Source organism: Desulfonauticus sp., assembly GCF_055126295.1.
Map to the genome: position 1 here is coordinate 1 of NZ_JBSRHE010000012.1, position 20,580 is coordinate 20,580.

A 20,580-nucleotide genomic window follows, 5' to 3' on the forward strand; every position below is an offset into this window, starting at 1 on the left:
AGATTTGGGTGCAAATTCCTTGAACCAATCCTTTTCCATTACCTTAAAACCAGTGGCCACTACAATAGAGCCAACTTCCACTTCCAAAATCTCTCCCTCGGGATCTAACTTCAATCCCCTATCTATTGCATCTGCAGGACAGGCCTTCTCACAGGGAGCTAAAATGGGCTTACCTGTCTTCTTGCTTATCCTGGGCTCTTCTCCTTGCTTGCGGCCATCACAGTTACGGCAATTATCCATATCTATCACAGCCTTCTTGGGCACTGCCTGAGGAAACATAATATAGGCTGCTCCCCTGGTATTCAGACCACAATTAAACTCATCTGGAACTTTAGCAGGACAAACCTCGGCGCAATCTCCACAACCAGTACACTTGTTCCAATCTACATAAGTTTGTTTCTTTCTAATCTTCACTCTAAAATTACCTATAAATCCATCCACATCTTCTACTTCAGAGTAAGTAAGAAGCTCGATATTTTTGTGCATCCCAACCTGGGACATCTTGGGTGTGAGTATTCACGCCGAGCAGTCATTGGTGGGAAAGGTCTTATCCAACTGTGCCATAACCCCACCAATGGAAGGTTTTTGTTCTACCAAATAAACTTTATAACCCATCTCTGCCAATTCCAGAGCAGAGGACATACCTGCAATACCACCGCCAATTACCAGGGCAGCTTGTTTTACATCTACATATTTATCTTCTAGAGGCTCTAATCTTGCTGCCTTGGCCACAGCAGAAGCCACTAATTTTTTGGCCTTTTCTGTAGCAGCTTCTGGCTCATGAGGGTGAACCCAACTACCCTGGTCACGAATATTAGCTAGCTCAAAGAGGTATCTATTGAGACCAGCAGATTCCAAAGCAGCCCTAAAAATGGGCTCATGAGTCCTGGGAGTACAGGCAGCTACTACTACTCTATCTACCAGGCCTTCACGAATGTCTTTTTTTATGACTTCTTGCCCAGCATCAGAGCACATAAATACATCAGTTCTTGCTATTGCAACATCTGGCAGACCTTCAGCAAATTCTCTTACGGCCTCAACATCAATAACACCAGCGATGTTGGTGCCGCAGCGACATACATAAACTCCTACCTTTGCCATTGCTACCTCCTTAATTTTTTGGCAAACCTCGATTTTGTTTGCCCTTTCTCGGTAAAAGGGCTTAAAACCTTGATAAAAAACGATATTATTTTTTTCACTCTGGCTTATAATCGAAAAAAAATATCTTTGTCAAAGGATTATTAACAGAAACTTAAAAAAAATAAAAAAACCTTTTACTATCTAAGTTAATAAGCAAACCACAAAAAATTATTGGACTAATTTGAAAATTGGTTTATAAAAGGAGAAAATTTCAACAAAAAGGAAAAGGAGAAATGAGCAAACCTTTAAAAGCGCTCTTTTACCCGGAAAACATTACTATTATTGGAGCTTCTACCAATCCAGAAAAAATCGGACATATTGTATTAAATAACCTGCTTCAAATTGGTTTTCAGGGAAAAATCTATCCTGTAAATCCCAAAGCCCAGGAAATCCTTGGGCAAAAAGTATTTTCCAGTATCCAGGAGTTGCCCAACAATCTGGACTTGGCAGTTATTACTGTCCCCCGTACCCTTGCAGTCTCTTCCTTGGCTGAGCTGGGAGCTAAGGGGCTTAAGGCAGCTATTGTTATCTCAGCAGGTTTTAAAGAAATAGGCGGTAAAGGCTATCATTTAGAACAAGAGCTTATCGCTATAGCCAACCAATATAACATTGCCTTGCTTGGTCCCAACTGTTTAGGACTAATTAATACCCACGCCAACCTAAATGCCACCTTTGCTGCGGGCATCCCTCAAAGGGGAAGCATTGGCTTTTTCTCCCAGTCAGGGGCCTTATGTGTAGCCATTTTAGATTGGGCTTTGGGAGAAAATATTGGCTTTTCCAAATTTATCAGCCTGGGCAACAAAGCAGTGTTAGATGAAGCTGATATGATAGAATATTTGGGTGAAGATGAGGAAACCAAAGTTATCCTGGGTTATATAGAAAATGTATGTGCTGGAGAAAAATTTATTCAAGCTGCCCAAAAGGTTACCCGCAAAAAACCTATTTTGCTTATAAAATCAGGCAGGACAGCTGCTGGTGCCAGGGCTGCCTCTTCCCATACTGGTGCTATTGCTGGCTCAGATCAGGCCTATTCCACAGCCTTTAAAAAGGCAGGTATAATTCGCATCCTGGATGTAGAATCCCTTTTTAACCTGGCCCTGGCCTTTTCCAATCAGCCTTTACCCCAGGGGCCCAACCTTACCATTATTACCAACTCTGGTGGACCAGGTATTATGGCTGCAGACATCTGTGAAAGTTCCAGGCTAAATATGACCAGGCTTGCACCTAAGACCATTGAAAACTTACAGAAAATCCTTCCTGGTTACGCAGCTCTGTATAACCCCATAGACATTATTGGAGATGCTGATGCCAAAAGATATTTAGACACCCTGGAAGTTATCAAGGATGACCCCAATACTCACTCCATTTTAGTTCTCCTGACTCCCACTTCAGCAATTGTACCGCATCTGGAAGACCTGGCCTTGGGCATAGCTAATTTTAGTAAAACTATAGACAAACCTCTTTTTTGTGTCTTTATGGGCAGAAAACATGTACGGCCAGCCCAAAAAATACTTCTAGACCATAAAGTTCCCTGCTATTTTTTCCCTGAACCTGCCATCCATGCCTTAGAGTCCATGTTTGAACATGCTGAGTGGCGCAATAAACCTGTTTCTAAACCAGAAATCATGGATAGAGATCTTTCCAGAGCAAAAGAAGTTATTCTGCAGGCTCAAGCCAAACAACAAAGAGAAATAGTGGAATTTCAGGCCATGGAAATTCTAGAGGCCTACAACCTTCCCCATCCCTCAACCGAGTTGGCTCGTTCCAGTGAAGAAGCAGTAGAAATAGCTAAGGATATGGGATTTCCTGTGGTGCTTAAAATTGCCTCTCCCAATATCTCCCATAAAACTGATGTGAGAGGTGTTCTGGTCAATCTTAATTCACCAGAAGAAGTAAAACAGGCCTTTTTAGAAATCACCAGCAGGGCGCAGCGGTTAAGGCCAGAAGCCCATATTACAGGTTGTCTGGTCCAGAAAATGGCACCCAAGGGCTGTAAGGAAGTTATTGTGGGTTTTAAGCGAGACGACCAATTTGGTCCTTTACTCATGTTTGGACTGGGAGGAATTTATGTAGAAGTCCTAAAGGACATTTCCTTTAGACTTGCTCCTTTGACCAGAGAAGATGCACAAAACATGATTAGGGAAATAAAATCCTATCTGCTCCTAAAAGGGTTTCGCGGAGAGCCAGCCATTAACTTCCAGGCCCTAGAAGAAATTATTTTAAAGATGTCTCAGCTTTCTTTAGACCTTCCACAGATCTATGAAGCTGAGTTTAATCCCATTTTAGTCAACCATAAACAGGCCCTTGTGGCTGATGTTCGTTTAACCCTGGATTAACCAGACAAGGGGAGGTAAAAGATGAAGGCCATATATATAGGTTCTACCACAGGTTTTGCTGGAAAAAACCTCATTACTTTCGCCCTGGGCAATTATTTTCAAAAACAAAATTACCAGATTGGCTATTTTAAGCCAGTGGGAGCTATGCCCAAAGTAATCAAAGATAAACTTTGGGATGAAGACGCTTATTTGAGTCTGGATTTCTTTGGCCTTAAAGAAGAACCTGAAGTAGTCACACCAGTGCTTATTACTAGAGATTTTAAAATCAAGTCCTATCAAGGGGAATGTTATCACTACTTAGATACCATTAAAGAAAGTTTTACCAAAATAAGTAAAGATAAAGATATAGTTCTTATTGGTGGGTCTGGAAGTTTTCTCTACTCTGGCAAATATTGTGGACTGGATGGGGTAAACATATCTTCTTTATTAAAGGCCAGGGTAATTTTGGTAGATCGTTTTAAAAACGAACTTAACTATGACTACCTTTTAGCAGCCAAAGAAGTTCTGGGGGATAATCTTTTGGGGGTAGTTTTAAACGACATTCCTGATTATTACTGGAAAGAAACAGAAGAATTTATCATCCCTCTTTTGGAGAGAAACGAAGTCAGGGTGTTAGGAGCTATCCCTTCTGACCCTCTTCTCAAATCCATTACCGTACAGGAATTGGCAGATAAACTGGGAGGGAAAATCATTTCCATGCGTTCCAAAGGGGACAGGGTGGTAAAAAACTTTTTAATTGGCACCATGCAACTGGAAAATTTTTTGACTCATTTTAGAAAAAATAGAGATGCAGCTATTATTGTAGGAGGAGACAGGTCAGATGTACAATTGGTAGCTCTGGAAGGAAATAGCCCCTGCTTGATTTTAACTGGAAATTTATATCCCAATGATATTATCTTGACTCGCTCGGAAGTTCTTGGTATCCCTATAATTGTGGTTAGAGACGATACCTTTACTGTAGCTAGAAAAGTGGAAACAATCCTTTTCCGTTCTAAACTAAGAGAACCCATAAAACTCAGTCAGGCCTGTAAATTGGTCCAGAGTTGTTTAGATTTAAAAAGCCTAGAATCCAGTCTAGGGCTAAAGGGTTAAAGAGCTAAAGGAGTCTGGTATGGTAGAAAAAAAGGATTGGGACTGGGAGATAGAAAGCAGGGTTATTGTAGAACTTCTGGACTGTCCTCTGCGTTATATCTGGCGAGAAGAACCCAAAGTAAGTCCTGATGGAGAAAAGATTGCTTTTATTATCAATGAAGGAGAAAATAAATTTAGTGTTTGTCAAAATAAAACTCACTGGGAAGAAGCCTATGATAAAGTCTGGAGCTTAAAATATGGACCAGATGGCAGATTATCTGTACTGGCGCTCACAGATGAAGGTCGCTGGACAGTAGTTACAGAGCAAGTGCCCTGGGAAAACAGTTTTGACTTTGCCTGGGAACTGCAATTCTCTACAGATGGAAGTCAAATAGGAGTAGCCATTCAAAATGAACAACAATACGGCATGGCTGTAAATGATGTTCTCTGGCCTACCCTATATCCCAATGCCAACCACTTTACCTTAAGCCCCAAAGGCAATCACAGTGCAGCCGTGATTCAGACCCAAAACTTAAGTCAGGGAGATATCTTTAAGTACCAGGAAGGTGTATTTAGCGTAGCCATTGATGGACAGGCCTGGGACACCAACCTGATAAATATCTGGACTCCTATTTTTGACCACCAGGGCAAACACATCTGTGCCCAGTGCAGGACATCTCTTTACACCTACACCATTGTGGTAGATGGGAAGGTCTGGGACAAAGAGTTTTCCAGTGTGTGGAGACCTGCCTTTAACCCGGCTACCAGGTCCTGTATGGCGCCGGTGAGAATAGGCAAAAAATGGGGTTTAGCCCAGGACGGAGAAATTATTCTCACTCCCCGGTTTTACCAGATGTGGAATTTTATCTTCTCACCCTTGGGAGATTCCTGGGCAGCTATTGTGGCCACAGATTTAGGCAAATGGACTGTATGCATCAATGGCTCTACCTGGAAAACCCACTTTGAAACCCTGGTTTACGACATTACCTTTAGCCCAGATGGTCAGAGAATTGCTGCTGCCGGGAAAAATAAAGACAAGTGGTTTGTATTAGTGGACGACCAAGTCTGGAATGAAAGCTTTGATATGGTCTTTGAACCAGTTTTCAGCCCTGATAGCAAACATCTGGCCGTGAAAGTGGAAAAAAAGGGCGCCTATACCTATGCCATTGATGGCAAAGTCTTACCTCACAGCTTTGACCAACTCTGGATGCCTGTATTCAGCCCGGATAGCAAAAAGATACTTTTAAGAGGCATTACTGAAAACCAATACTTACGAGCAGTAATTCCAGTGGAGGGATAAATGTTTTATTCCATTTACACCTTTTTAGTAGAAAAGGCCTTTTTTTATGTTTTTAGCTTTTTTTGTATAGCTATTATTTTTAGATTAGCCTACTTCACTCTTCACTCCTTGCAAAATGATCCTATTGTGCTTAAATTTTTTAACCTTAAATATGCCCTTCGTTCTCTTATCAACTGGACAATTCCCTTCAAGGCCAGGAATATGCGTTTAAATCCCATTACCTTTTTTGTTTCCTATCTATTTCACATCTGTATTATTCTGGTTCCTATTTTCTATTCAGGCCATATTTTTATTTTAGAAGAATATATAGACCTTCCCTTTGAACCGCCCATGCTTCCGGATATACTCTCAGATGTACTTACCTTTCTGGCTTTAGTTAGCGGTATATTTCTGCTCTTAAGAAGAATAATTTACCCTCCTGCCCGTTATGTTTCTTCCAGCAAGGACTTTGGCTTACTTTTACTGGTACTTATACCCTTTTTAACTGGATTTTTGGCTGTAAGAGGAATAGGGGGAGATTTTCTTTTATTTTTACATGTCTTAAGTGCAGAATTACTCCTGCTTATTCTTCCCTTTACTCGGATTATGCACATGTTTTTAGGGTTATTTTCCAGAAGTTATACTGGCTCTGAATTTGGGGCCATCAGACACGCCAAAGACTGGTAAAGAGGAAAGCCATGAAAAGAGAGTTAGCCCAAGATATAGGATTAAGAGAAGGCATAAAAAGGATTGACAGGGGAAAAATAAAAAAAGCCATAGACCTGCTTTTTACCAAAAAGGCTGAAACCAGATTAAAATTATACACTTCCACTTGCATTCACTGTGGTCTTTGTGCAGAGGCCTGTCATTTTTACATGTCCCATAAAGACCCTTCCTATATGCCCATTGCCAAAGTTCAAAATACCATCTGGAAGCTCTTAAAAGAAGGCGAAAACATCAATAATCAGGACTTGGCCCTAATTGCCCAGATAGCCTATACTGAATGTAATTTGTGCAGGCGTTGCTCTATGTATTGTCCTTTTGGCATTGATATCGCCTATCAAATGGCTATGGTGAGAAGATTCTGCCATCTCATTGGAGTCACTCCCCAGTATATTCAAGATACAGCCCACAGTCATGCAGCTACCATGAATCAAATGTGGGTTAAGGAAGATGAATGGATAGATAGCGTACAATGGCAGGAAGAAGAAGCCAGAGAAGAACTTCCCTATTTGAGAATTCCTCTGGAAAAATATGGAGCTGATGTATTTTATTCTGTGATTGGACCTGAGCCCAAGTTTAGAAGCCAGCTTATCTATCAGGCAGCAGTGATTATGAATGTAGCAGGAGTAAACTGGACCATGCCAGCTACCCCTGGCTGGGACAATAGTGATATGGCCATGTATGTGGGCGATTACGAACTTATGGGGCGCCTCAAAAAAATCCACTTTGAAACAGCCTTAAGGCTCAAATGTAAAAAAATCGTCATGGGTGAATGTGGGCATGCCTTTCGTTCTGTGTATGACACTGGCACCAGATGGCTGGGCTGGAAAGAGCCACCTTTACCCATAATCCATGCTGTCCAGTTTTATTATGAACTTTTTAAGGCGGGTAAAATTAAAGTGGGCAAAACCTATCCCAAAAAAGTCACCTTCCACGACCCCTGTAATATAGTAAGAGGCATGGGATTGCAGGAAATGGCCAGAACTGTGGTCAAGGCCTTTTGCCCTGACTTTGTAGAAATGCATCCCAATAGAGAGCACAACTACTGTTGCTCAGCTGGAGGCGGAGTTATCAATTGTGGACCTCCTTATAAAAAGACAAGAGTAAAGGGAAACAAGGTAAAGGCAGAACAATTAAAGCGTACTGAAGCAGAAGTAGTTATTGCGCCATGCCATAACTGTCACGGTGGATTGGAAGACATCATTCACCACTACGGACTAAACATGGAAATAAAATTCCTGGGAGACATTATTTACGAATGCATGGACAAAAGCACTCACCCAGAAGAATAGTTTAAAAATAGGTTACCAACAAAAAAGCCCCTCTTAAAGAGGGGCTTTTTTGTATGTTTTTTTATTTAAGGTTTTTTAATTGGGCACATAAAGATTACCATAGGGACGATGGGATTTGGGACGAATGCGAATAAACTTTTCCTTTAAAATAGGCTCGGGGTCTTTATTTAACTCTTTACAAAAATTGTGCACATACTTGCTTATAAGTTCCATATCTTCTGCTGTTGCTTCTTCTACTAAAAGATTGGAAGAAAGCTGATATTCTGGGACTCCGCCTCTCACATAAATACTTCCGCCATGAATACCTGTGGCTAAACTACGACCTGTAATGGGAGCTTCTGGGTGTTTGCTAAAAAGGCCCAGAACAATAATGACTCCTCCGGCCATATATTCACCCAAAAAATCCCCTGCCTTGCCGCCAATTACAATTACAGGCAACTTGTCCTTATAGGCCTTCATATGAATCCCGACCCTATATCCCACATCTTCCAGGACATAGACTTCACCACCACGCATGGCATATCCCAAAACATCTCCAGCCATACCTTCCACTACTATTCTTCCCTCATCCATGGTATTGGCCAAGCCATCCTGGGCATTGCCTTTGACTCTAATGTAAGGTCCACGCATAAAAGCAGCTGTATCCTGGCCAGCCACACCCTTAATTAAAAACTTTAAATCACCTTCCAGGCCAGTAGCAATATAGCGCTGCCCACTCACATTGAGGAGTTCAAACTCCTTATAGCCTTCTCGTACAGCCTCTCTTATCTTGGCATTCAAGTCTCGATAGTAAATGCCTTTGGCATCAATTACTAACTTACTCATAGTAATTTACCCTTTGTTTAATTTTCAAGTTCTACAATAACAGGCTCTCCTGCTTTAGGAGCCCAAAGTTTTTCAGGATCAGGACAAACACTTCTAATGGAGCAATCCTCACTGGCCATAAAGACTTCATCACCTTTTTCAGCCACAATAAGGGGTCTTAACTTGATGCGGTCATTTAAGCCCACCAAACTCTTATGGTCAGCAAATAAAATGGCAAAAGGACCATTTAGTAACCCTGAACCATAGACCATTCTAAGCGCAGTATAAGCTTCTCTCTCTTCTGCTTCCATTCTATCTATTTCATCCCAAAAAGGAGGTGCAAAAACCTTGCAGGCCATTTTTTTGCTCAGTCCATGCTTACGAATCAAAAGGTCCAAAAGATAGGCCACCACCTCGGTATCTGTCATTAAAGTACATTCGTACTTGTGTTCGCAAAGATAACGCTTATTGATGCCATAAGAAGAAATTTCTCCATTATGGACAATGGACCAATCCAGAATGGTAAAGGGATGAGCCCCTCCCCACCAGCCTGGAGTATTGGTAGGAAAGCGGTTATGGGCAGTCCAGATATGTCCTTTGTATTCATCCAGGCGGTAAAACTCTCCTATATCTTCGGGAAAGCCCACACCCTTAAAAGCTCCCATGTTTTTACCACTGGAAAAGATGTAAGCCCCTGGAACCCTCTTATTGACCAGCATAACAACAGCTACCACATAATCTTCTTCACTTAAAAAATTCCAGCTGGGCCTATCCTTTTTTACCGTGAGAAAAAAACGCCACAGTATTGGGGAATCCATTACATTTAAGGTCCTACGCGTTGGTATGGCTTCAGAAAGATGGATATCAAAATATTTTTTCAGCAAGCTTTCAGCCTGGTCCAGGGAATGCTGGTCATCACACATCAAATGAAAGGCATATTTGTCTGCCAAGTCTGGATAAATGCCATAGGCAGCAAAACCGCCGCCAAGACCATTTCCTCGATCATGCTGAATAGCAATGGCTTCTACAGGCACACAACCAGAAATGGGCTGGCCTTTTTTATTAATTACTCCAAAAAGACCACAACCAGAGATATCCTTTTCCCGCATATATTCTTTCTGGCTGAAAATCTTTTGTTTGTACTCACTTATAGAGTAAATACGCTCTTTTAACATTTATGTATCCCCTTTATCTTATTCTAGCCGCACTATTCCATTGGGCTTGAAACATTTCTTCTGGCCATTCCAGATAAGTGGGCTGATTATTTATCAGATGAGCTTTTACCTTGTCCTCAGTAATAGGCACCTTAAAGCGAATATAACCTGCATAACGACCAGCCATATCCACATCACCTACCAAAACACACCCCACCAGAAAGTTATCCTTAAACACCAGCTTACGGTAAATTTCTTCTTCTTCATCCACATAAGTACTTATTTCAAACCCCTGCCCTTCTGGTGGATTTACTAAACCAATGGAAATAGTAGAAAGGCCATAAAAACCAATGGAATTCATGGGAATTCCACCTGTATAATCTCTATTGGCTCCTGCCATATTTTGACCACTTATAAAGCCCTGCGAATAGGCATTGGGCCAGATGGGAACCACCCTATTTTCTCCCACCAGAAAGTCATAGGCTTCAGCTACATCTCCAGCAGCATAAACATCTACTTCACTGGTCTGAAGCTTTTTATCCACTAAAATACCTCTATTCACCTTAAGGCCTGCTTCTTTGGCCAAAGTAAGATTGGGGACAACTCCAATGGCAATGACCACAGCATCAGCTTCTAAAAATTCGCCACTTTGTAACAGGACGCCCTTTACTCTTCCTTCTTCAGTCCTTTTTATTTCCTTGGCTGTGGTATTACAGTAAATATTAAAGCCAAGTTCTTTCAATCTCTTGGCTACAATATTTCCAGCTGTATCATCAAAGGCAGCACTTAAAACTCTAGGAGCCAGCTCTACAATACTTACTTCTACTCCTCGGTCAAAAAGGCTTTCTGCTGCCTTCAAGCCAATCAAACCACCTCCAATTACAACCACCTTCTTTAAGTTAGCACAATTGGCATCCAGTTTTTTGGCATGGGCCAAAGTGGTAAAGAAATAAACATCTTCTCCTTGAGATCCTTCTATAGGTGGACAAAAGGGTGTACCCCCTGTAGCTATTAATAGCTTATCATATCTTTCCTCTTCGCCCCCCTGGAGTACCACCCTTTTCTCCGCAAGTTTAAGTGCAGTTACTTTTTGCTGGAGCTTTAAAGTAACCTTGTTTTTGCTATAAAAATCCTTTTTTCTAAGCCAGACCCTATCATCTCCTATTTTCCCTGCCAGGTAATAAGAAATCAAAGGCCGACCATAAGTGGGAAATTCTTCTTCACTAATCACCAGGATTTCACTTTCCTGGTCCAGCTTTCTAATTCCTTCTATGGCTCCTATGGAACTTACGCCATTACCAATAATTAAATATTTCATGACCTTATCCCCAAAATCTATTTTTCTTCAAAGGTTAAAGCTTGGTTAGGACATGCACTGACACAAGCAGGTATACTTCTCTCTGGACATAAATCACATTTGACAATTTTTTCTTTAATGGGATGTCGTTTAATAGCACCAAAGGGACAAGCCATCAAACAGGACCAGCAGCCTACACACTGCTCTTCTTCATAAACTACCCGTCCAGACTCTGCATCTTTGGTCAGGGCTCCAGAAATACAAGCTTGAATACAATAGGGTTCAGCACAATGTCGGCAATTCAAGGACGCGGTAATCCAGCCACTTTCTTCCACTGTATTGCGAGGTAAAAGACCTTGCATGCGTTCTTCCCGGTAAGCTATAATTAAATCCTTGCTCTGAGAGTGCTCAGTAAGACAAGCAAGCTCACAGAGTTTACAGCCTATACATACTTCTGGGTTTACATAAACTCTTTTCATTTTATTCTTACCTTCCTGCAGGTTTTACTCCAAAAATATCCAGTTCTACTTCATTTAAGCCTACAGCTCTTAATTTTTCTCTATTACCCCGTAAGCTTTCAATGGAATTTAAGCCCATACCTCCAAGCATTTCTTCTATCTCATGGGCCCAACCCCGCACCAGGTTCACCAACTTTTGCTTGGCAATTTCAGGATTTTGCCTTCTAGCCAAAGAAGGAACATTGGTGGCAATTCCCCAGGGGCATTTGCCTGTATAACAACGCTGACACATGGTACAACCCACAGCCACCAAAGCAGCTGAACCAATATAAACCGCATCAGCACCTAAGGCGATGGCCTTGACCACATCTGCACTACACCTAATACCTCCAGCAATGACCACTGAGGCTCTGTTGCGTATACCTTCATCTCTAAGTCTTTGGTCTATGGCTGCCAAAGCCAGCTCTGCAGGGATACCCACATTATCCCTAATCATGGTGGGAGCAGCTCCAGTGCCTCCCCTAAAACCATCTACAGCCACAATATCTGCCCCAGCCCTGACAATACCAGAAGCAATGGCTGCGGCATTGTGCACAGCTGCAATCTTTACAGACACAGGAACCCTATATTCTGTAGCTTCCTTTAAAGCGTAAATTAGTTGCCGTAAGTCTTCTATGGAATAAATGTCATGATGAGGTGCAGGAGAAAGCGCATCTGAACCTTCAGGTATCATTCTGGTAATGGAAACGCCATGATCTACCTTTTCTCCAGGTAAATGCCCACCAATTCCAGGCTTGGCTCCCTGACCAATTTTAATTTCAATTCCACAACCAGCATTCAAATAATCCCTATGTACACCAAAACGACCAGAAGCCACCTGCACAATGGTATTGGGGCCATATTGATATAAGTCTGGATGTAGACCACCTTCACCAGTGTTATAAACTATACCCAATTCTGTAGCTGCCCTGGCCATGGCAATATGTAAATTAAAGTTAATGGAGCCATAGGACATGGCAGAAAACATAATGGGATAATTTAACTTTATCTGCGGAGAAAGTTTGGTCTTTAAGCTGGGCTTGCCCTCTTTTTCTTCAAATTCCAAACTATCTGGCTTAGAGCCCAGATAGGTCCTGAGTTCCATGGGCTCTCTCAAGGGGTCAATGGAAGGATTGGTCACCTGACTGGCATCCAAAAGCAACCTATCCCAATAAATGGGATAAGGCTGGGGATTACCCATAGCTCCCAGAAGCACTCCCCCCCCATCTGCCTGCTTGTATACATTTTTGATAAACCAGGGTTTCCAGTGAGAATTTTCTCTAAACTGGGAGGGATTATGCCTGATAACTATGGCTCCAGTAGGACACAGGGCTTCACAACGATGACACCCCACACACTTGGCATTGTCGTGCATTACTTGCTTTCTGTTCTCATCCCAATAATGCACCAGATAAGAACACTGTCGCTCACACACCCGACAGTTGATGCAAAGCTCTCTATCCCTTTGCACAATAAAATCATGATAGTTTTGATTAATAGGTCTGTACAGCAAGGCGCTTCTCCTAACTATTAAAAGTTTATTTTTACCTAAATAATTTACAATCTATCTAAGCTAAGCTATAGAGCAACCCTACTTAAAAAGGTTACTCTTAGCTTAGGTAACAAGCTAGAGGTATTGAGCCCAAATTGTCAACTCAAAAAAAGATTTTTTAACAAATTTGAAAAAATTTAACAATTTTAAAGAAGTAAATACTTTTTTAGAAGGTTTAGGCCTTTTCCACATGGATTTAAGTTTAAACAGGGTGGAAAAAGGTCTAAAGCTCCTAGGATTAGCTTCCCCTTCTTATTTGTCCATCCAGGTGGTGGGGACCAATGGTAAAGGCTCCACTTCTGCTTTTTTAGAAAGCCTGGCTTCTGCCCATAAACTAAAAACAGGCCTTTTTACCTCTCCTCATCTGGTAAGTGTACGTGAAAGAATAAGGATAAATAAGCAAGAACTACCTTCCCGGGAGTGGGTAGAAGGTTTTAATTATGTTTATCATTTTTGTAAAAACCTTCATCTTACCTATTTTGAATATATTTTTCTTCTGGCCTGTTATCTCTTTTCCAAACACCAGGTAGACCTGGCTATCTTTGAAGCAGGTTTGGGAGGACGTTTTGACGCCACCACTGTCCTACCTCACCCTGTTCTGGTATTTACTTCCATAGATCTGGATCACTCTCAAATTCTAGGCTCAACTCTAACGCAAATAGCCACAGACAAGGCAGGAGCAATCAAGTCAAAACAAATCTTAATTAGTGCTCCTCAAACCCAAGAGGTGGTAAAGGTTCTGACCAGGGAAGCCCAAAAAAAACAAGCTACTTTACTTTTTTGTAATTCTTTTTTCAAAGAACAAAATAATAGCCTTATGTTAACCAATCCAGAGTTTAAAATTTCCCTTTCCCCTTATCTTGAACCACAAACTACCAATTTAAAACTGGCCCTAGCCACCTGGGAATTGATACGGAAAAAGCTAAATTTACCCTTTAATTCCGGGTTGCTTAGCCAGGGAATTTCTTCTTTTTTCCTGCCTGGAAGGATTCAAAAAGTCAGTTCGCAACCAGAGATTTTCCTGGATGTAGCCCACAATCCTCACGGACTAAAACATTTAAAACAATCTTTGCAAAAATTAAATTTTTTTCCGCAAATGGTTATTTTTTCCTGTCTAAAAGACAAAGACTGGAAGCAAATGCTAAGCATCCTGCAAGAATTTAATGCTACTCTTTATTTTTACCCTTTAACCTCAAACCCAAGGGCGCTTAGCTGGGAGGAAGTAAAAAAGAGTTATCCTACAGTAAAACTTCTCCCGGATTTAGAGGAGTTAAATTCTTTAAATAAACCCACCCTTATTTGTGGGTCTTTTTATCTTCTGGCTTTAATCTATGCCCACCAACCAGAGTGGTTAAATAAAAATCTTTTAAACCCTTAAAAAATAGTTTAAATTAAGTAAAAAAATTAAGGAGGTCTTCTCTTGAACTCACATCTTTTCTCTCAAATACCCGCAACTGACAAACTTCTTACCTGGGCGCAAGAAAGGTTTCCTCAAGAACCCATTTTGCTTTTAAAAAAACACATCAATAACTTTTTAGACCAGCTAAGGACTCAGATAAAAGAAAACAAAATCCAGGCACAGGAATTAGAGCCCAATGCTCTGTTGCAAAAACTTTCTAAAATTCTAGAAAAAAATACCAGACCCCATCTTAAAAGAGTAATCAATGCTACTGGAATTGTGGTTCATACCAACCAGGGACGTTCTTTACTGGCCAGAGAAGCAGTAGAAGCGGTTGAAGACATCTGTTTGCATTATTCCAATCTGGAACTGGACTTAAAAACAGGGAAAAGGGGCTCTCGCTATTCTCATGTAGAGGAAATTCTATGTACCATAACCGGTAGTGAATCTGCTCTGGTGGTCAACAATAATGCAGCAGCTGTATTAATTACTCTAGAAACCCTGGCTCAAAATAAAGAGGTCATAGTTTCCAGAGGAGAACTGGTGGAAATAGGTGGCTCTTTCAGAATACCAGATGTAATGAAAAAAAGCGGTGCCATCTTAAAGGAAGTAGGGACTACCAACAGAACCCATCTCAGAGATTATGAGCAGGCCATTAGTGAAAATACAGGTGCCCTGCTCAAAGTGCACACTTCCAATTATAGAATTATAGGCTTCCATAAAGAAGTCAGTCTAAAAGAACTGGTAGCTCTGGGGAAAAAATACCATCTGCCAGTAATCAAGGACTTGGGTAGTGGCAATTTGATTTCCTTTAGCCAATATGGATTAACTCACTTTGACGAACCCACTGTCAAAGAAATTCTCAAAACAGGCGTGGATGTAGTCTCTTTTAGCGGGGATAAACTCCTGGGAGGTCCACAGGCAGGTATTATCGTGGGTAAAAAGGAATTTGTGGATAAAATCAAGAAAAATCCTCTAAACCGCGCTTTACGTATAGATAAAATGACCCTGGCTGCCTTAGAGGCAACTCTAAAATTATACCTGGATGAAGAAAAGGCGCTCCAAAATATCCCCACTTTAAAACTTATTTTTACTCCTCTAAGCACTTTAAATAACAGAGCAGCAACCCTTAGTAAAAAACTAAAGACCCTTTCCAATCTAGTGGTAAAAAAAGAAAGGTCTTCTTCCAAGGTGGGAGGAGGCTCTTTGCCCGAAAGAGAAATACCTACTTATGTAGTAAAATTAAAACCCAAAAACTTTAGTATAGAAGAATTGAGAAAAAAACTGCTGGAAACAGACCCACCCTTAATTGGCCGGGTGGAAGAAGACTGGTTTTGTCTAGATGTAAGAACTATTTTGCCTGCAGAAATAAATCTTATCTACCACATATTTAAACATTTAGAAGAATAAAGGACCAAAAATGTATCAGGGTGAATTAAAAGACCTTTTAAGCAAAAGAGTCCTGGTAACAGGAGGCTCTGGATTTATTGGCTCTCATCTCTGTGAAAGGTTAGTAAAAGAAGGAAAAGAAGTTATTTGCTGTGACAACTTTTATACTGGACAAAAAAGCAATATCTATCACCTTTTGGATTACAACAATTTTGAAGTGTTAAGACATGACATAACCTTTCCCCTGTACCTAGAAGTGGATGAAATTTATAATCTGGCTTGTCCGGCTTCACCCATTCACTATCAATTTGACCCGGTCCAAACCCTTAAAACCTGCGTACATGGCTCTATCAATATGCTGGGGCTGGCCAAACGAGTCAAAGCTACTATTTTTCAAGCTTCCACCTCTGAAGTTTACGGAGACCCCGAGGTGCATCCCCAACCAGAAAGCTATTGGGGAAAGGTAAACCCCATAGGTCCTCGTTCCTGTTATGATGAGGGAAAGCGCTGTGCAGAAACCCTTTTTTTTGATTATCATCGCCAACACAAAGTAAAAATAAAAGTGGGCAGGATTTTTAACACCTACGGCCCGAGAATGCATCCCAATGATGGCAGGGTTATAAGCAATTTTATCCTTCAGGCCCTTTTAAACAAACCTATAACCATCTATGGTCAGGGGGAGCAAACCCGCTCCTTTTGTTATGTAGACGATTTAGTAGAAGCCATATGTAAATTTATGCAAACCCCAGAAGAAATAACCGGGCCTTTAAACCTGGGTAATCCAGCAGAAATGACTATCTTGGAGTTGGCTGAAAAAATCATTGAACTTACCAATTCCAAATCCAAGCTAGAGTTTAGGCCTTTACCTCAAGATGACCCCAAACAAAGGCGTCCAGATATTTCTTTAGCTAAAAAGACTTTAAACTGGGAACCTAAAGTCCCTTTAGAAGAAGGATTAAAAAAAAACCATTGCCTATTTTGAAGAGTGGTTAAGGAGGAAATAACCCCATGAACTTAGAGTTTGAAACCCAAAATTGCTGGGAAGTTTATAGTAAGCAAGAAAAAAAGATAAACTCCCTGGCTCAAAAATATCTCAAATTCCTTTCTCAAAACAAAACTGAACGAGAGACCATAAATTATGTAAGGCAAATCCTGCAGGAAAAGGGATTTTCCGAAGATTTCTCCCAGGAAAAGGTCTATCGCATTTTACACCACAAAACCATTTTTATTGCTCGCAAAGGCAAAAGGCCTTTACAAGAAGGAATAAGGCTTATTGGCGCTCATGCAGATACTCCCAGATTGGACTTAAAACAACATCCCTTTTATGAAGAATGTGAAGTTGCCCTGGCCAAAACCCACTATTACGGTGGGATTAGAAAACATCAATGGCTGGCCAGGCCTCTGGCTTTACATGGAGTCATAGTAAAGACCAGTGGAGAAAAAGTGGAAATCAACCTTGGAGAACACCCAGAAGACCCTGTTTTTACCATTGCAGACCTACTTCCACATCTAGCTTACAAACAAATAGAAAAAAAGGTAAGTGAAGCCTTTGAAGCAGAAAAGTTAAATGTAATTTTGGGGCACATTCCCTTAAAACAGGCCAAGGAAAAAAAGATAAAAAACCATTTGTTAAAATTACTGCAAGAACGTTTTGGCCTAAAAGAAGAAGATTTTTTTAGTGCAGAGGTACAGGCAGTACCAGCAGGACCTGCCAGAGAAGTAGGTTTGGACAGAGGCCTTATTGGTGGCTATGGACAGGACGACCGCATCTGTGTTTTTCTGGCCCTGGAAGCCTTTTTAGCCAGTGAGATTCCAGAGCATACCCAGGTACTGGTCTTTTGGGACAAGGAAGAAATAGGCTCTGAAGGTTCCAGTGGAGCCAAGTCTTTGTTTCTGGAATATTGCTTAAAGGACTTACTCTTAGCCTGGGAAGAAAAAAATACTTCCTTTGCTCAAATGCTTTTAAACTCTAAAGCCATCTCTGCGGATGTGCACGCTGCCATGGACCCGGATTACCAGGAAGTACATGAAAAACTAAACGCATCTTTGTTGGGCAAGGGACCGGTAATGTGTAAGTTTACAGGCCATAGAGGTAAGTATGGGGCCAATGATGCCCACGCTGAATATGTGGCCTGGCTTAGAAACCTTTTAAATCAACAACAAATTCCCTGGCAAATGGCTGAATTGGGCAAGGTGGATTTGGGCGGTGGAGGCACAGTAGCCAAATACCTGGCCATTTATGGTCTGGAAATAATTGACTTTGGCCCAGGAGTACTTAGTATGCATAGTCCCTTTGAACTGAGTAGCAAAGCTGACTTATACGCTACTTTTCTAGCCTATAAATACTTTTTAAACACTTAAAATGCAAAAGGAGGGGAAGAAATGGCTCAAAAAAGGATTCTAATGCTGGTAGGTGACTTTGTGGAAGACTATGAAGCTATGGTACCTTATCAAATGCTCCTTATGGTAGGTCACCAGGTAGATACAGTCTGTCCTGGCAAAAAACCAGGCGAAACAGTAAAAACCGCAGTGCACGACTTTGAAGGAGACCAGACCTATACCGAAAAACGGGGACACAACTTTGCCATTACTGCTGACTTTGAGAAAATCAATCCAGAAGATTACGATGGCCTGGTTATTCCTGGCGGAAGAGCTCCTGAATACTTGCGTTTAAACCCAAGACTTATTGAAATAGTTAAACACTTTGCTGCCAACAACAAACCCATTGCCTCCATCTGCCATGGCCAACAAATTCTAGTAGCTGCTGATGTTATTAAAGACAAACTCTGCACTGCCTATCCAGCAGTCATGCCAGATATTTTAAGAGCTGGCGCCAAATGGGGAGAAGTAAATGAAACCTTTAGCAATGCTTACGTAGATGGCAATATTGTCACAGCCCCAGCCTGGCCAGCCCATCCTGAATGGATGAGGAAATTCTTAGAACTTCTGGGAAGTAAGATAGAAGCCTAGCTCCAATATGTAAATCAAAGGGCAAGTTACTTTTAAAAGTAACTTGCCCCAAAAGAAACAATAAAATATAACCAGTAAATTCAAATAATTTTTTAATTAATTACATCCTGATTCTTTTGGAAATTCCAATTCAAATAAATAAAAACGCCCCTGCCTAAGTCAGGGGCGTTTTTAAGTAGCAAAAGATTAACCCACAACTTCTCCCATCTTGAATATAGGTAGATACATACTAACAACCAGGCCACCAACCACCGTACCCAGGAAGACAATCATTACCGGCTCTAAAGGAGAAATAAGGGCACTATTCGCCAGGTTTCTTTTCCCCTCTTGACTTTTTATAATCTTAGTATATACTTTTTGTAGTAACAAACTTAACCTGGGGAGCAAAAAAATGATAACAAGAGTATTTAAAAGCGGTAACTCGCAAGCCGTTAGAATACCAAAAAAATACAAACTCAAAGGCACAAAGGCCTTTATAAGAAAGGAGAAAAACAAAATAATAATAACGCCTGTTGAAAACCAATGGGATGAATTGTTTGAAGAACTTGAGAAATTAGATCAACAAGACTTCCTAAAAGACAGAAGCCAACCAGGACCTCAAGAAAGAGAGCTTTTCTAAGATGATTTACATGCTCGATACAAATATATGTAGTTATATCATTAGAAAACATCCAGTTCATATAAAGGAAAAACTAAAGCAGATATCCAGAGAAAACACAGTAGCTCTATCCTCTATTGTTGTGTCAGAACTCTTTTATGGTGCCTACAAAAAAGACTCAAAAAAATTGATAAACCTTATTGAGCTATTTATTGACAGCTTTGAGATATACGAGTTTGGCATAGAGGCGGCTAAAGAATATGGCATACTAAGGTCAGAGCTTGAAAAACAAGGCCTGCCAATTGGTGCATATGATATGCAAATAGCAGCCCATGCAATATCCTTAGAAGCTATTCTGGTGACAAACAACGAGAAAGAGTTTAAAAGGATAAAAAGACTAAAGATAGAAAATTGGATGTAGACTGTAAAAAAATAAACTCTCAATAACCTACACCAATATATCTAGTTAAGCATTATTCGCCTGTCTCCTTTTTACTCTCTTACATCTGAATATTTTCTACCAAGGCCACCTGGCATAACTACTCCAGCAATATTTTTCTTGAGGTCATCTGTATAAATTTCACGGAATCTTTCAATATACCTGATCATTCCATCTTTTAATCTTTCAGGTAAAATAGTAATTCTGTCCTGGTCCCCTTTTCCTGAACGAATAATAACAATATTCTGTTCCAGGTCTATATCCTTAACTCTCAGTCGGACACATTCACTTACCCTCATCCCGCTCCCATAAATTAACATGGTCATAAATTTCTGGTCATCTGGCACGTGATTAAAAATCTTTCTTACTTCTCTTTTTGTGAGAGCTACTGGTAGTCGTCTATTCTGCTTTGCCCTGACTACATCATATAAATATGCCAAGTTATAAATATTTAAAATAAATTTATTTTAATTTATATATCAATCAAATAAAAAATTTGACATATATCTTATGTCACTTTATCCTTAAATATGTCAAAAAAACTGTTTTAATATATTATGAGTAGGTTAAAATCTGTATAGTAAAATTTAACAAATATTAATAAAATAATCAAGTTACAAAGTGTAAAATTTTGCATAAA

19 protein-coding genes and 1 pseudogene are annotated in these 20,580 nt (G+C 40.5%); 12 read left to right on the plus strand and 8 right to left on the minus strand.

The annotated features are described in order from the left end of the window. Nucleotides 1-486: 4Fe-4S binding protein (locus ACTCIM_RS08010; RefSeq protein ID WP_472314902.1), on the minus strand; the 486-nt coding region annotated here is incomplete at its 3' end. Nucleotides 487-516: 30 nt separating this feature from the next. Continuing rightward, nucleotides 517-1,101, minus strand: coding sequence for an FAD-dependent oxidoreductase (locus ACTCIM_RS08015; protein WP_464279512.1), 585 nt, complete (start codon nt 1,099-1,101; stop codon nt 517-519). A gap of 272 nt (nt 1,102-1,373) precedes the next feature. Between ACTCIM_RS08015 and acs the strand changes: the two genes are divergently transcribed. Genes acs through tmcB form a run of 5 tightly spaced genes read left to right on the plus strand, consistent with a single transcriptional unit; the run spans nt 1,374 to nt 7,841 of the window. Next, entirely contained in the window at nt 1,374-3,476 is a 2,103-nt protein-coding gene (gene acs, locus ACTCIM_RS08020) for an acetate--CoA ligase alpha subunit (protein WP_472314903.1), read from the plus strand. Between the two features lie 21 nt (nt 3,477-3,497). Then, on the plus strand, nt 3,498-4,568 hold the full coding sequence (locus ACTCIM_RS08025) for a phosphotransacetylase family protein (protein WP_472314904.1): 1,071 nt from the start codon (nt 3,498-3,500) through the stop codon (nt 4,566-4,568). Nucleotides 4,569-4,587: 19 nt separating this feature from the next. Then, entirely contained in the window at nt 4,588-5,847 is a 1,260-nt protein-coding gene (gene tmcD / locus ACTCIM_RS08030) for an electron transfer complex subunit TmcD (protein ID WP_472314906.1), read from the plus strand. After that, nucleotides 5,848-6,513 (plus strand): hypothetical protein, encoded by a 666-nt coding sequence (locus ACTCIM_RS08035; protein WP_464279509.1) that lies wholly within the window; start codon nt 5,848-5,850, stop codon nt 6,511-6,513. 11 nt (nt 6,514-6,524) lie between these two features. Further along, nucleotides 6,525-7,841 (plus strand): electron transfer complex ferredoxin TmcB, encoded by a 1,317-nt coding sequence (gene tmcB, locus ACTCIM_RS08040; protein WP_472314907.1) that lies wholly within the window; start codon nt 6,525-6,527, stop codon nt 7,839-7,841. Nucleotides 7,842-7,916: 75 nt separating this feature from the next. On the opposite strand, the gene ACTCIM_RS08045 is transcribed toward tmcB, so the two are convergent. The 5 genes from ACTCIM_RS08045 to ACTCIM_RS08065 form a co-directional block, all read right to left on the minus strand. Continuing rightward, entirely contained in the window at nt 7,917-8,666 is a 750-nt protein-coding gene (locus ACTCIM_RS08045; RefSeq protein WP_029969585.1) for a GltB/FmdC/FwdC-like GXGXG domain-containing protein, read from the minus strand. Between the two features lie 17 nt (nt 8,667-8,683). After that, entirely contained in the window at nt 8,684-9,754 is a 1,071-nt protein-coding gene (locus ACTCIM_RS08050; RefSeq protein ID WP_472314969.1) for a class II glutamine amidotransferase, read from the minus strand. Nucleotides 9,755-9,833: 79 nt separating this feature from the next. Beyond that, nucleotides 9,834-11,117: an NAD(P)/FAD-dependent oxidoreductase gene (locus ACTCIM_RS08055; protein WP_029969589.1), complete on the minus strand. Its 1,284-nt coding sequence runs from the start codon at nt 11,115-11,117 to the stop codon at nt 9,834-9,836. A gap of 17 nt (nt 11,118-11,134) precedes the next feature. Continuing rightward, complete coding sequence (locus tag ACTCIM_RS08060) at nt 11,135-11,575, minus strand: 4Fe-4S dicluster domain-containing protein (RefSeq protein WP_029969592.1); 441 nt, start codon at nt 11,573-11,575, stop codon at nt 11,135-11,137. 7 nt (nt 11,576-11,582) lie between these two features. Then, nucleotides 11,583-13,106, minus strand: a complete 1,524-nt coding sequence (locus tag ACTCIM_RS08065; protein ID WP_472314908.1) for a glutamate synthase-related protein — start codon at nt 13,104-13,106, stop codon at nt 11,583-11,585. Nucleotides 13,107-13,335: 229 nt separating this feature from the next. Between ACTCIM_RS08065 and ACTCIM_RS08070 the strand changes: the two genes are divergently transcribed. The 7 genes and pseudogenes from ACTCIM_RS08070 to vapC all read left to right on the plus strand — a co-directional run bounded on the left by ACTCIM_RS08070 (nt 13,336) and on the right by vapC (nt 19,922). After that, nucleotides 13,336-14,523 (plus strand): bifunctional folylpolyglutamate synthase/dihydrofolate synthase, encoded by a 1,188-nt coding sequence (locus tag ACTCIM_RS08070; RefSeq protein ID WP_472314910.1) that lies wholly within the window; start codon nt 13,336-13,338, stop codon nt 14,521-14,523. 42 nt (nt 14,524-14,565) lie between these two features. Continuing rightward, a complete protein-coding gene (gene selA / locus ACTCIM_RS08075; RefSeq protein ID WP_029969598.1) occupies nt 14,566-15,954 on the plus strand; it encodes an L-seryl-tRNA(Sec) selenium transferase in 1,389 nt (462 codons plus the stop codon). Nucleotides 15,955-15,964: 10 nt separating this feature from the next. Further along, nucleotides 15,965-16,937, plus strand: a pseudogene (locus ACTCIM_RS08080) (UDP-glucuronic acid decarboxylase family protein). A gap of 4 nt (nt 16,938-16,941) precedes the next feature. Beyond that, the gene (locus tag ACTCIM_RS08085) at nt 16,942-18,294 is read left to right on the plus strand and encodes an aminopeptidase (protein WP_472314912.1); all 1,353 of its coding nucleotides are present in this window, start codon (nt 16,942-16,944) and stop codon (nt 18,292-18,294) included. Nucleotides 18,295-18,315: 21 nt separating this feature from the next. Beyond that, entirely contained in the window at nt 18,316-18,903 is a 588-nt protein-coding gene (locus tag ACTCIM_RS08090) for a DJ-1/PfpI/YhbO family deglycase/protease (protein WP_029969608.1), read from the plus strand. A gap of 391 nt (nt 18,904-19,294) precedes the next feature. Further along, nucleotides 19,295-19,522, plus strand: coding sequence for an antitoxin (locus tag ACTCIM_RS08095; protein ID WP_472314914.1), 228 nt, complete (start codon nt 19,295-19,297; stop codon nt 19,520-19,522). Nucleotides 19,523-19,532: 10 nt separating this feature from the next. Then, the gene (vapC, locus tag ACTCIM_RS08100) at nt 19,533-19,922 is read left to right on the plus strand and encodes a type II toxin-antitoxin system tRNA(fMet)-specific endonuclease VapC (RefSeq protein ID WP_472314915.1); all 390 of its coding nucleotides are present in this window, start codon (nt 19,533-19,535) and stop codon (nt 19,920-19,922) included. 71 nt (nt 19,923-19,993) lie between these two features. Here vapC and ACTCIM_RS08105 read toward each other — a convergent pair whose 3' ends face one another. Beyond that, a complete protein-coding gene (locus tag ACTCIM_RS08105; protein WP_472314916.1) occupies nt 19,994-20,380 on the minus strand; it encodes a tyrosine-type recombinase/integrase in 387 nt (128 codons plus the stop codon). Nucleotides 20,381-20,580 lie beyond the last annotated feature (200 nt).